The organism is Sedimentibacter saalensis, assembly GCF_007830175.1.
Lineage (GTDB): Bacteria > Bacillota > Clostridia > Tissierellales > Sedimentibacteraceae > Sedimentibacter > Sedimentibacter saalensis.
In genome coordinates this window covers 191863-205206 of record NZ_VLKH01000001.1, presented here as the reverse complement: position 1 = coordinate 205206, position 13344 = coordinate 191863, and the positions used below count along the sequence as shown (strand labels likewise).

General features: G+C 36.8%; 15 protein-coding genes. 6 read left to right on the top strand and 9 right to left on the bottom strand.

Annotated features, from left to right (window positions below):
* Positions 1-245: 245 nt before the first annotated feature.
* From LY60_RS00930 to LY60_RS00895, 8 genes are all read right to left on the bottom strand, one after another.
* Positions 246-638 (bottom strand): potassium channel family protein, encoded by a 393-nt coding sequence (locus tag LY60_RS00930; RefSeq protein WP_145078711.1) that lies wholly within the window; start codon positions 636-638, stop codon positions 246-248.
* Positions 635-1078 carry a potassium channel family protein gene (locus LY60_RS00925; protein WP_145078708.1) on the bottom strand — a complete coding sequence of 148 codons (444 nt, stop codon included), beginning with the start codon at positions 1076-1078 and terminating at the stop codon, positions 635-637. Before LY60_RS00925 ends, LY60_RS00930 begins: the two co-directional genes overlap by 4 nt.
* Before the next feature lie 96 nt (positions 1079-1174).
* Positions 1175-1852: a response regulator gene (locus tag LY60_RS00920; RefSeq protein ID WP_145078706.1), complete on the bottom strand. Its 678-nt coding sequence runs from the start codon at positions 1850-1852 to the stop codon at positions 1175-1177.
* Positions 1853-1861: 9 nt separating this feature from the next.
* Positions 1862-3322, bottom strand: coding sequence for an ATP-binding protein (locus tag LY60_RS00915; protein WP_145078703.1), 1461 nt, complete (start codon positions 3320-3322; stop codon positions 1862-1864).
* A 44-nt stretch (positions 3323-3366) separates the two neighbouring features.
* Entirely contained in the window at positions 3367-3873 is a 507-nt protein-coding gene (locus tag LY60_RS00910) for a DNA-binding protein (RefSeq protein WP_145078700.1), read from the bottom strand.
* Complete coding sequence (locus LY60_RS00905; RefSeq protein WP_145078697.1) at positions 3849-5387, bottom strand: TrkH family potassium uptake protein; 1539 nt, start codon at positions 5385-5387, stop codon at positions 3849-3851. The genes LY60_RS00910 and LY60_RS00905 overlap by 25 nt, the downstream gene beginning before the upstream one ends.
* Before the next feature lie 109 nt (positions 5388-5496).
* Complete coding sequence (locus LY60_RS00900; protein ID WP_170226060.1) at positions 5497-6162, bottom strand: potassium channel family protein; 666 nt, start codon at positions 6160-6162, stop codon at positions 5497-5499.
* On the bottom strand, positions 6159-6812 hold the full coding sequence (locus LY60_RS00895) for a potassium channel family protein (protein WP_145078692.1): 654 nt from the start codon (positions 6810-6812) through the stop codon (positions 6159-6161). Before LY60_RS00895 ends, LY60_RS00900 begins: the two co-directional genes overlap by 4 nt.
* A 243-nt stretch (positions 6813-7055) precedes the next feature.
* Here LY60_RS00895 and LY60_RS00890 point away from each other — a divergent pair, with 243 nt between their 5' ends.
* The 5 genes from LY60_RS00890 (at position 7056) to LY60_RS00870 (ending at position 11349) form a co-directional block, all read left to right on the top strand.
* Positions 7056-8504 carry a helix-turn-helix transcriptional regulator gene (locus LY60_RS00890; RefSeq protein WP_246145332.1) on the top strand — a complete coding sequence of 483 codons (1449 nt, stop codon included), beginning with the start codon at positions 7056-7058 and terminating at the stop codon, positions 8502-8504.
* Positions 8505-8611: 107 nt separating this feature from the next.
* The gene (locus tag LY60_RS00885; protein WP_145078689.1) at positions 8612-8923 is read left to right on the top strand and encodes a helix-turn-helix transcriptional regulator; all 312 of its coding nucleotides are present in this window, start codon (positions 8612-8614) and stop codon (positions 8921-8923) included.
* 29 nt (positions 8924-8952) lie between these two features.
* Complete coding sequence (locus LY60_RS00880; protein WP_145078686.1) at positions 8953-10050, top strand: hypothetical protein; 1098 nt, start codon at positions 8953-8955, stop codon at positions 10048-10050.
* A gap of 231 nt (positions 10051-10281) precedes the next feature.
* Positions 10282-10719, top strand: a complete 438-nt coding sequence (locus LY60_RS00875) for a hypothetical protein (protein WP_019227498.1) — start codon at positions 10282-10284, stop codon at positions 10717-10719.
* A 153-nt stretch (positions 10720-10872) separates the two neighbouring features.
* Positions 10873-11349, top strand: a complete 477-nt coding sequence (locus LY60_RS00870) for an anti-sigma-I factor RsgI family protein (RefSeq protein WP_145078683.1) — start codon at positions 10873-10875, stop codon at positions 11347-11349.
* 127 nt (positions 11350-11476) lie between these two features.
* On the opposite strand, the gene LY60_RS00865 is transcribed toward LY60_RS00870, so the two are convergent.
* Complete coding sequence (locus tag LY60_RS00865) at positions 11477-12421, bottom strand: 2-hydroxyacid dehydrogenase (RefSeq protein ID WP_145078680.1); 945 nt, start codon at positions 12419-12421, stop codon at positions 11477-11479.
* A gap of 250 nt (positions 12422-12671) precedes the next feature.
* Between LY60_RS00865 and LY60_RS00860 the strand changes: the two genes are divergently transcribed.
* Positions 12672-13334: an HDIG domain-containing metalloprotein gene (locus LY60_RS00860; protein ID WP_145078677.1), complete on the top strand. Its 663-nt coding sequence runs from the start codon at positions 12672-12674 to the stop codon at positions 13332-13334.
* The last annotated feature ends 10 nt before the right edge of the window (positions 13335-13344 follow it).

The following is a 13344-nucleotide window of genomic DNA, read 5'->3' as shown; positions in this document are numbered from 1 at the left end:
TATATCCGGGAGGACACGAGGTCCTCCCCTACGAACTGGAATTTAAATTCATAGTGAAAGTAAATATTATCAATTTGTAGGGGCGGATCTTGTATCCGCCCGGGGGTTGAATTTATGTTATACGCGGGAGGACAGTAGTCCTCCCCTACGATCTGGAATTTCAAATTCATAGTGAAAATAAGTATTATCAATATGTAGGGGCGGATCTTGTATCCGCCCGCATCTTTGCAAAACATTGATATTTACTACATCTGTTCTATGAAATCTGCAAATATTTGAATTGCACTGATGCATTTATCTACCCCAAGTTCCTTGAACATGTTTATGTTCTGGGGATTATTAACAATTGAAAGCGTGGTTTTTATGTTGAACTGCTTCTTGGAAATTTCACATATGATGAGATTTGAAGCATCATTTCCCGTAAGTGCAATCACTGCATCCATTTTTGCAGCATTAGCGCTTTCAAGTACGGAGGATTTGGTGCCGTCTCCGCATATGGCAAATACCTCATGGCTGTCAGAGAGCATTTCGCATAACTGTTTATCCGCATTTACAATTGTTACATCATGTCCGCTGGATTTCAACAATTTTGCTAAATAACTCAGCTTCGTGTGACCGCCCACTAATAATATTTTCATACAGCTATGCTCTCCTTATCTGAAATAATCCTTTTAAATTCATTTTCCGAAAGTACACATGGGCATATGGATGTTATGTCCATATCGGCACATAAAAATTTTTTTGCGGAGTCATATATTCTTACAACAACTTCATCAGCCTTATACAAATGCTTAGACATCTGTCCGATCATTATATTTGTGTTGTCATCATTTGTTGCTGCAATGATTATACTTGCTTTACCGGCACCTGCAAATTCAAGCAGGTCAATGTCTGCAGCATCTCCTGTTATTGTAAAACCATCAAATTCAGGAGAAAGCTTTGAAAATGAATTTTCATCTATGTCAATAATGTGTACATTCATGTTTTTCTTTTGCAGTAAGACAGCTATTTTTGAACCGAACTCGCCGCATCCTGCTATGACTGCAAGCTCTTTGTTTTGTTTTTTAAAAATATTCATTTTATTCACCTCTTGTTCAATTGTACAAAATATTATATAAAGACAGTATTAACATGTAACAAATAATATAAAAAATGTATTAAGACATATACCATGTTATTCATCTGCAAACCTGTATCCTATGCCAACTTCCGTCAATATATATCGCGGCTTAGCAGGACTTTTTTCAAGTTTTCTCCGTATGTTTGCCATGAATACTCTAAGAGACTGCATATCACTTTCTATATATGAGCCCCAAACTTCTTTCAATATATAATTGTGAGTAAGTACTTTGCCGGCATTTTTAACAAGAAGAGTGAGCACGTTGTATTCCATGGGTGTGAAGTGCACCTCTTTGCCTTCCAACAGCACAATGTGTTTCTCCAGGTCTATTTCAAGGTCTGCAACTTTGTATATTTTGGAAACTTCTGTTTTTGAGTTTCCTTTGTGTCTGAAAACAACTCTTATTCTTGCCAGGAATTCCTTAATGCTGAATGGTTTTGTAAGATAATCATCTGCCCCTGCATCCAGTGCTTCTACTTTTTCGTTGTCCTGGTCTCTTGATGAAACAACAATTATGGGAATGTCAGAAAAGCCCCGAACTGTTTTTATGATGTCTATTCCATCCATGTCAGGCAGGCCAAGATCCAGTATTATCATTGAGATGTTCTGGGTTGCAATGATGTTCATGGCTTCTTTTCCGGTAGAAGCCTCCATGCAGTCATAATTCTGTGATTTTAATGAAAAATTTATGAAGTTTCGTATTTGTTTATCATCTTCGACTATTAAAAACATTCTTACCTCCTATGCCTTTAAGTAAAATTTGAAGGTTGCACCGCCTTCTTCATTATTTTCTGCGTAAATTTCACCGCCATGATAATTAATTATGGCCTTGCATATGGAAAGGCCCAAACCCATACCATGTCTGGAATCAGGTATTTTGTTGCTGCCAACGTAAAACATTTTAAAAAGATTTGGAATGTCATTTTCATTAATGCTTAGGCCGTTGTTATATACTTCAAACCATACCTTGCCGCCTTCAGGCCATATGGATACAATAATTTCATTTTGCGGAGTTGTATGCTTTATGGCGTTGTCTACTAAGTTTATAAGAACTTGCTCAATAAGCTTTCCGTCCATTGGCACAAATAAAACTTCATCCGGTAGATTTATTGAAACTTTGTGATCAGGATAGTACTTAGACGCACGTGCAATGGACTCTGCAACAATTTCTTCTACTGCTTCTTCCTTGATATTGAGTGCCAGCCTTCCTTCCTGAATTCTTGTGAGGCTTAGGACATTTTCAACAAGCTTTGTAAGCCATCTTGAATCTTCATATATTTCGGACACAAGCTTAAGACTCTCATCCTCCTTGAGGCTGTGGTACAACATTTCCGATGCGCCTGTGATTCTTGTCAATGGAGTTCTCAAGTCATGAGAAATGGAGCGTAGAAGGTTATTTTTGAAACGTTCGTTTTGTGTTTCAGTATTTGCGTTTTCTTTTTCCTCTATAAGAATTTCTCTTTCCATGGCTATGGTTATCTGCATGACAATTGAATCAAAAAGAAATTTGTTGCTTTCTATCATTTCATCCATTTCCTGAGGAAAACAAATGTAGCTTATGCATTTCCCGCGAATTTTAATGGGGAAGGAATGATGATTTTTAACAATTATTTCAATTTCATTCCAGTCAGCTTCTATGTTGTTAATATCAAAACATCCTCTTTTTACTGTAAGAATTTGTGATTTGGATTTGTCATTTGCTAAAATGCAGGAAATATCGCAGCCAAGAAGGTTTGACAGACATTTAGAAGACACTTTGGCAACATCCAATATTTCGCTGGCTTTAGCAAGGGAGCTTGTGAGGCTGTACAATATGTGAGCCTGTTTTTCACGGTCATCTGTCATTTCCTTTGAATGCAGCAGTTTGCTTGTAAGTGCGCTTGTAAAAACAGCGGAAGTCAGCATGACAATGAATGTAAAGTAGTATGATTTATCTTCAACCTTGAACGTGTAAAGAGGAATGGTGAAAAAAAAGTTGAAAGACAATATGGATATAACTGAAGCTACGATTCCGTAAGCATATCCTTTAGTATATCTTGACGTTATCAACACTGAAAGCAGGTAAATAACCACAATGTTTGCTTCGTTAAACCCAAGGTGCCCAATCATAAGCGACAGTAATGTGCTGGATGCATTAAGAGAAATAGTTACAGCGCATTGCTTTATAATATTCGAATAATTCTTTCTATCCAGAGTTAACATCTCATTCCTCCCGGTAATTGATTGGTATAATAATTGCCGCTCATCTATTTGCTGTGCCTGGTTTCTAATAAGAACAATGTCATAAGAGATGCTGCAAGGACTGCCGATAAGGCAGCAACAGTAATTTTTGTGGCTGAAATCAGTTCATTTTCCACATGACCCATTTTTTCAACTTCCATGGAAGCCCCATGTATATCAGATTCTCCTCCATGTTCTTTGCATGTTCTGTTAAATATGCCGGATACTTTCAGAACATCTCCCTTATATTTATAGTTTCCGAAATATTTAACCCTTTGTGCATCTGATGAACTCATCCAGATACCAATTGCGTTTGTACCGTCATTGATGTTTATCCAGGAATGTTTGCCCCTGTTCATGGCTTCTCCTACAGCTTCACCTGAAACCGTAACTTCCTGCTGGTCAAGTTCTGCTGCATTTTCAATGAGATTGCTGATGTCAATAATTTCACTTATTTCATCGGCATATACATTTTCAGAAAATGAAATTATAAATGCAGTTACTATTATTAATGTTTTAATTTGCTTAAGCATGTTTTTCTAATACCTCCGAAAATGTACCCAATCAGCGCAAATGCCGAAATAAATTCAAGCCTTCCAAGATACATGGCCACAATGTAGTAAACTTTCATAACAGCAGGCATTGAAGCAGCAGTGATACCAATGCTCAGTCCTACATTTCCTGTTATGGATGCCGATTCAAATGCTGATTCTGAAAGTGGATAGCCGTAATATGTTCCAAGCATTGTGCCTGCTGCAAATGTAAACATGTAGCAGCATATTATAATTGCTGAAGATTTAATGGCTCCGTCTTCTAAAATGTAGTCCTTGATGTGGTGAAATTTATAAAGTCTCATGTTTCTTTCCGAAGACAGAATCTTTTTTACATCCATAATCAATCCCTTAAAGACAATTCCAACTCTTAACCCTTTAAAACCGCCGGCTGTTGAGCATGCAGAGCCCCCTATGAGCATGGCAATGATTAAAATCATGATTCCAAAGTCCCCCCATTCAAGGGCAAACTGTCTTGCATAAACAGAACCAAAACCTGTTGTTGTGTGCGCCGATAGTATATTGAATATAATTCTTCTTAAACCCATGACAGCATCCGAATATGCATCAATTTTTGAAAGCCACAATAGTGCAATCATTGAAGCTGTGAAGGATGTTGCAAAAAAGCTTTGTGTTTCTATGTTTTTGTAAATTTCTCTGCTGTTACCGTGCCAAATGGCATAATGCAGACCAAAGTTCAGTGAACCAAGTATGAATATTACCATGGCTATGGTTTCATATGAAGCGCTGTGGTAATACATTATGTTTTGAGTAGTGGGAGCGAAGCCTCCTGTGCTCCAGGACGATTCAAATATATAAAGAGCATGAAGAAAAGCTGAGGATGGACGTAAACCTATTATTATTCCGTTGATCCAAAGTGCTGCAGTTCCAATAATAAGGTAAACCATGCTTATTTTCCATATTTGCCTTGCTGTTCCTTTTACGTTGGGGACAAGTTCTACATCCTTTCCCTCACCGGCATAAATTTTATAAGCTCCTCCTGTTTCCTTTACTAAAAGGGAAAGAGCAAGAACAATCATTCCCTGACCTCCAATAAATGTGAGGAGGTGTCTCCACATGTTAAGTCCGTTTGACAAGTGGTCCAGGTCCTGTGTAAGAACAACTCCTGTAGTTGTAAATCCGCTCATTACATCGAAAACAGCATCCAGAAGCGATAGTGTATTTCCGCTTAATCTGTATGGTATGGCACAAAGGACTGCCAGCAGTATCCAGGACAGTGAAGCCACAACAAATCCATGCTTCCACTGAATATTTGATTTGCTTTTTTTGGCCTTTATACCGTACAACATGAGTGCAAGGCCTGTAATGGTGGATATTGACATGCTGATTATGAAATCAAGCAGAGGATTCCATTCCCTGAACAACAGTGATGTTAAAATGGGTATTATCATCAGTGTTGTTACTATGAGTATGATAAAACCTGTGTAGTAGCTTATGATACCCATGTTTTGATTTTTAATTTTAATTGAACTCATTAATCTCACCTCATTATCAAAAAAGCAGCACCAAATGTCAAAGCAACATACGCTCCTATTGTGAGAAGTTCTTTTGTAATTCCTTTTAATTCCGTTTTATTTAAAGACATCATATTTTCCTCTTATTCATTTTCCTGGTTATTTCAGACAATGCAGCTCTGCTTGCAACTACCAGGACCTTATCCTTGTCCATAATTTCTGTGCTGCCCTTGGGATATATTACAAAGGAATCCCTCAATACTGAAACAATCACACATTCTTCAGGCATAGACAGTTCTTGAATCATTTTGCCTCGCCATTCATTTGCAGCGTCTATTATTAATTCGGCTATTACCATGGATCCTCGTTCAATTGTGCTAACAATTCTGTACTTGTTTTTATCGAGTTCGCACTCAATTAAGTTTGCAATTACTTCTGTGCTGCACACTATGTTATCAATTCCCAATGTTTTGAACATTTGAATGTTTTTGGGGTTGTTTACCCGGGCTATTGTTTTAGCTGCATTGCAGTTGAATTTTGCTATCTGACAAATGACTAGATTTTCCTCGTCGGTTCCAGTTACTGCTGCAATTATTTCTGCTTCATCTATTCCTGCATCCATTAATACATCAAAATTTGTTCCATCGCCGCATATAACTTCCGCATTTGTATCTTCTGCTATTTTGAGGCATGTTTCCTTGTCTCGTTCTATAACTACCACATCATGATTTTTTTCAAGCAATGTTCTGAAGAGGTTTGAACCGACCTTTCCTCCGCCTATTATTATTGTTTTCATAAAATTGTCCCCTTTCCCACCATATTGATTAACGCATCCATGTTCTTTTTTTGCATGGTGCATATTATTCTGTCACCGCTGTGAACAATCTGGTTTTTTTGAGGAATAAGCTTGTCTTCTCCGCAAACAATGAAAGATATAATGCAAGAACAGTTCTTTTCGATGTTATCAACTGTTGCTTTAATTTCTTTTCCTACAAGAACATCTACAATTTCAAAATCTTCATCTATGCTGTGAATAACATTCACCTTGTTTAAATTAAGCATCCTTTTTAAATTAGCAATACCTATGTTGATTGTTTTCAGAGTCTTGATTCCCAGTTTGTCATAAATATATTCCTTGCCTGGTTCGCTCACTCTGGATATAACATTTGGAACATGATATATTTTTTCGGCAATTAAGGATACTGTAATATTAATGTTATCATCTGAGGAAACAGCCAACAGAGCATCAGCCTGATTTATTCCTGCTTCCATAAGTTTGTCATTGTCAAATTCTATGCCCTTTAACCTTAAGCCGTTAAAGCCTGTTCCCAAAACGCTTAATTTATTGCTGTCACGATCAATAATGCAGACATCATGGCCTTCATCCGACAGCTGCTTTGCCAGATTGCTTCCGAGCCTTCCGCAGCCAACTATTATTATATACATTTTTTCTCTCTTCCTGATTTGAATTAGCTGGAACACATTTAATTGACCAGCAGATTATTTCTTTCATATGCTAACAGAAACACTATAAATTTGGTGTAAAGAAAACAAGCAGAATATAAATTTTATATAAAGATTATGATTAGTTATAGTGCTTAAATAAGGATAAACGCAAATTTCTTGTTGATGTGACTGTTCATGTGTAGTATAATCAACTGGAAATTGATTACCAAAAATGAGGATATTATGCTGAACAGGGGAACAGCTATTGCAGCTGAAAATTCAGAAAACGTGGTTAATTTTAGAGTTGTGCGCAAAAACAACTATCCATACATATTCATCTGGGTTGTTTATTATGCCTGGGTTATTGTGTTTACTACATGGTGGACGGCATCGCCTCTTTTGGACAGAGTTTATGGTGTTGGAATAAGAAACATTCTTCATTCTGTAAACCTTATTTCTTCTGCTGTCTTTGTTTTTGTGATAAAAAAAGAATGGTATACATGGACTGCAAAAATTGGATCAGTGTTTATATTGGTAGGAATGGCCGGGTTTTTGTTTTTTAAAAATGATTTTCCTGTGCTGTCGGTATCTTCTGCAGCCATTACAGGAATTTTTCTCGGCTGTGTAAACATAAGTATTTTGATTCCCTTTGTCTTTGTTTTGAACAACACTGAAAAGTTCTACGCTGTTGTGGGAAGCAATATTTTGATCAATATTCTATCAATAATTAAAGATTCTACAGAGAGCAGCTTTGTTCCTGGAGTGTCAGGTGCATTGTTTTCATTTGTCATGCTTGCTGCAGGTCTTGTTGCTGTTTTATATTTCAAGGAAGATTCTGAACTGTTTGAAAACAATGAATCTGTAGTAATGCCTTCAAGAGTTTACATGACTCTTGTTATAAACTGTGTTTTTGCTGTGCTTTGCAAAGGGATTGCCAAAGGAATGCTTAACTCCGCAGCAACAACATCAAGTATGCCTGTTATGAACATATATTACATAGGGGGTCTTATTGGCTGCATTTTGTATTTCACTGTTTACAAACGCACACAAAAGGCAATACATCTGGCATGGAACATTACATTTGGATCAATAACAATGGGTTTTTTATGTTTTTCATTCATAAGCCACATTGAAGTTCTCACTGCTGCATTTTCCATATTTATAGGAATAGGAAGCACCATAGGAATGATAAACATGTACTACATACTTGGAGTAATAGGCAAGAAGTACAACAGTTTCAGATATGTGAGGCTGTCAATATTGTTTATAGGCATCTGCGGAGGCCTGGCAGGAGTACTGCTTGGAAATCTTATTTATGAAGTTGATGTTTTTAATCTGTCAGTCATATCATCATTGATATCAGCCGGAATAATGATTGTTTTTCTTATGATGTCTCCCATACTTACACGGACTTATTACAGTGATGAATGGGCTGATGATTCGCAAAAAATAGAAATAGACAACGACCATATGAGCATGTTCAAAAAGTATTCTTTAAGCAAAAGAGAAACTGAAGTGTGCAAACTTCTTCTGGAAGGTTACACACTGCGGCAGATATCTGCAATCATCTCCATTGCTTATCCAACAGTCAATACATACTGCACATCGTTGTATAGAAAATTAAAAATTAACAGCAGGACGGAACTATTTGTGCTGTTTAAGGATTATCCAATAAAAAATAAGCCTCATTAAAACTAATGAGGCTTATTTTTTTGCACTGATTTGAACTAATGAATAGACTAATTATGCTTTCTGACTGAAAATATAATCAATGATTCGGATTAATTGCGGAGGCGGGTATGTTTGATAAACTGAAAAAAATATTGATTCCAGACAAAAATAACAGTGAAGAAGTCGATGAAGGACAGATAACCGGCATGAGGGAGCCGGACATTGACAGTGAACGCCTTGAAAGAGTATCAAGGCTCACTCCCAGGGAATACCAGCTGTACCTGTTGCTCCTCGAAGGCTATTCCCTCAGAGAATGCGCAGACAGACTCAATGTAAAGTATCCAACAGCCAATACGCACATGACCAGCATGTATAAGAAGCTCGAAATCAAAACAAGGGCTGAACTTATCATTAAGTACAGGGACATAAGAAATCATTAATATATTTTTAAATTATAAGGAGGGAAAAAATGAAAAAAATTACAGCTTTACTGATGGCAGCAATGATGATGTTGTGTTTGCCTGCTGCATTTGCAGTTGAATTACCGGAGGGGGTTCCAAGTACCCTTCAAGCTCCGACCATAAGCAATTTGGAGCTTTTGAAAAATGAGGACGGTGTTCCATATTTCCGTGTGGAAGTTACTGTGCCGGTTTCAGTTATAGAGCTGGATGAAGCAAGACCGACTGACGGATGGGTTGACATGGAAATGGAAGGAACATATGGTGAAGGGGATGACCAGGAACCATTAGCAGACGGCGGAGGACTTTCTGTATGGGTAAATGAGGAAAATGCTGTTCCGGGAAAGGTAAACACATACTATGGAACATTTGAACTGATTGATGAAGGAGGCATGACTGAAACTGACATAAAGGCGAAGGCATATTCTTTCAGATATAGGTTCTCTTACACCTATTACTACGGCGATGGCCCCGGAGAATGGGATTACGTGTATTCTCCATGGTCCAATGAACTTGCTAACAAATCGGAAAGCTTCTACCAGGATGCTAGCTCATGGGCAGTTGGTGAACTTGACAAGGCAAAGGCAGCAGACTTGATTCCACAAATACTCATGGGAGCAGACATGACAAAGCCAATCACAAGAGAAGAATTTGCAGAGCTTGCTTTGGTTCTTTATGAAAAAACATCAGGAATAACTGCTGAAACTGTGGCAGCCAATCCTTTTACAGACACAACAAATCCTCAGATACTGAAGGCTCTTAACATAGGCGTTACACAAGGAACTTCACCTACAACATTTTCTCCAAAGGTTTTGATTAACCGTGAGCAATGTGCCACAATGCTTTTCAGAACAATTAAAGCTATTGCTCCAAATGGAGATTACAGCATAGAAGGAATAAAGGATTTTCCTGACCAGGCGAATATTTCCGAATATGCAGTACAGCCTACAAAATATATGTCAAAGCTTGGCATAATAAAGGGTGATGCTTCAACAGGCAGCTTCATGCCAAAGGCAACAACAACAGCACAGCAGGCTTCCGGTTATGGAATGGCTACAAGAGAAGCAGCAATACTCATGTCATACAGAACTTATGAAAAGATGAAATAAATTAAAAAAATTTCTGAACACTTACCTGGACTGTTGTTTTATTCCGGCTGCGGAATTCAGAATTGACAAGTAATCAATTGCTCCTTTGGATGTGTGATGCCCTCCATGTGCAGTTGAATGATTTGTTATATCTGAGTTCTGCAATCGGAAATTTTTTTTTAAAAATAGTAAAATTATACATGACTAAATAATTCATTTTTGCAGAAAATATTGATATTAAGGAGGTTAACTATGGAAAATGGAAAAAGTACTGTAGATTTCCTGTCAGAAATATATCGCGGAGCTAAAATGGGAGTTGAAACAATCAACAACCTATTGACAAAAGTAGATAACAACAACATATATGATGAGCTAAAGTACCAGCTTAGAACATATGAGGAAATTGCCAGTGAAGCGTGTACAGAGCTGGAAAGAAGAAAAAGTGAGCCTAAGGATATTTCAATGTTCAACAAGATGAGTGCAAAAATGAGCGTAGGCATCAACACCTTAATCAGCAACAATCCATCACATGTGGCGGATATGCTTATAAAGGGAAACACAATGGGCGTTACAGAAATGACAAAAAGTTTAAATTCTCATCAATGTTCAGATAAGGAAATTCAGGCACTTGCAGACAGGTTTATAAAGCTTGAGCAGGATAACATTGACAGGCTTAAAAAGTTTTTGTAAAAGCTAAGGCCAAGAAACCGCTAAGCGGTTTTTTGGTTATGTTTGGATATTGCAGTATTATTGTTTAAGTTTATGGAATAATGGTATATATAAATTATAGCCAAATATATATTAATAATGGTATCAATAGAAGTCTGGGTGACGGGAGAATATATGAAAAAAATATTTGGATTCTTAATTAAATTTTTTGCTTTTATAGTAGTTTTATCAATTGTGTTTTCTGGTGCCGCATATTGCGGATATTTATATATTACTCCTTCAAGCGTTATAAGCCTGAAAGGAAATCCTTCAATCAGGTATTCAGTAAATTCTTTCAACAGAGTGATCAAAGTGGAAACTGATGAGAGCAACATAGAAATCAGCAACATGGTAGAAGATTTAAGTCTTAACAACAAAAATATTTCGGAGGCTGTTCAAAGAACTCTAGAAGGAATATCATCAGGAGGATATGTTTCCCAGTACAACAATTCAGGGTTTACATTGTCAATTTCTAATCAAGATGAAAAAAAAGCCAACGATTTGATGGAAAAACTAAAGAAGGACGTACAGACTTATCTTGAAGGCAATAGTGAAGTTGAAAATGTAAAAATTGAAACAGCTGTCAATGTTACTCAAAAAAGCACAGAATAAAAATAGGGACTGTTATTAGGTATAATGTCATCCTGAGCGATAGCGAAGGATCTCATCTTTTGAAAAGCTGAGATTTTTCGGGCTAAAGCTCCAGGATGACACGAACACTAATGCCAGTCCCTTAATTTTATTTCATTACATTTTGTGGTTTCCCTGCCAAAAATGCTTTAACATTATCAAATACTATGACTGCTCTTTTTACCAAAGCTTCTTTTGTTGCAAAGGCAATGTGAGGTGTTGCAATAAGATTTTTAGCTGATAACAGAGGATGATCTTCATCAACAGGAGGCTCAACTTCAAACACGTCAACGCATGCTCCAGCGATTTTGCCTTGATTTAAAGCGTCTGCCAATGCCTGGCTGTCAACCACAGGTCCTCTTGCTGTGTTTATGAGAACTGAATTTTTCTTCATCAACGATAATTTTTCTGAATTTATCAAGCCCTTTGTTGCATTGTTCAATGGTACGTGAAGAGACACTACATCGCATGTTGAAAGCAATGTATCAAGGTCAACAAAATTAACGCCTTCAATTTCTTTAACAGTTCTTGAATAAGCATAAACTTCGCATCCAAATGCTTTTGCTATTGAAGCAACTCTGCTTCCAATAGCACCTGTTCCAACAACTCCGAATTTTTTTCCTTCAAGTTCAAATCCAACAAGGCCATCTTTTGTACCTGCTTTTCTAACAACTTCATTGCAAGGAATTATATTTCTGTAAAGTGAAATCAAAAGTCCGAATACAAGATCACTTACTGCTGCATTTGAATAGCCTGCACAGTTGCTTACAACTATGTTTCTTTCTCTGCATGCATCCATGGCTATGTGGTCCACTCCTGTAAAGGCAACTGCAAGCATTTTTAAATTCTTGCAGCCTTCAATAACTTCCTTGTTAAGGGGCAGGTTAGAAACTGCTATTATATCGGCATCTTTGCCTCTTTCAATGAGTGTTTGAGTATCTGTTGTCCTGTTGTCGTAGTAAACAATTTCTAAAGAATTTCCCAGAGTTTCTTCTGCCATTTTAAGAAGTTTTTCCTGCTCCACTCCTAATGGTTCGATTATAACTAATTTCATATTTCAGTACCTTCTCTTGCTTATTTTTAATGTTTATGGTTATTATAATATAAGTTTTTGTTACATTAGTCAATATTATAAAAAATTTATAAAGTGAAATTTATTAAACAAATTAAAAAATTCAATTATATAAAAACATGAACTTCCAATGTATTTATTATTGGAAATGCTGCCATTAATACAAAAGTATATTTTATGTTTACATTGGCATCATAATAATGATAAAATTAATGATATTAAAGAGGTGAACATGCAGCTAAAACAAAAAGAGCTTAATTATGATTTAACAGATGATGAAACAAAAGAAATTTTACTGTATGAAATAAACAACCACCTGCTGATGGATGACAAACCTTCCGAATTTTTTGACAGCATAGCTAGTACGGCTATATTCAGGGAACATCCCTTTAATATGATATACAACATGAAATACGCCGAACAGTCGCCGGTTTATCACCCGGAAGGCAATGTGTGGAACCATACAATGATGGTAATAGATTATGCTGCCAGAGAAAAACATAAAAGCAGAAATGAAAAAGTGTTTATGTGGGCAGCTCTGCTTCACGACATAGGAAAACCAGACACAACTAAAAAAAGAAAAGGCAAAATTACATCTTACGATCATGAGAAGGTTGGAGCTGTAATGGCTGGAGAATTCTTAAAAGAATTTACCACAGACCATAAATTCATCCATCAGGTTGAACATTTAATAAGATGGCATATGCAGATACTTCATGTGGTCAAGAACAATGGATTTGCCGACATAAAAAGTATGAAGGAAGAAACAGACATAGAAGAAGTAGCTCTTTTGGGGTTCTGCGACAGGCTGGGCAGAAAGGGCAGCGACATAGGAAAAGAAAAACAAAATATTCATGTATTTTTGCAAAAGTGCAGAGAATACAAAGAAAAATAAAAATCCACTT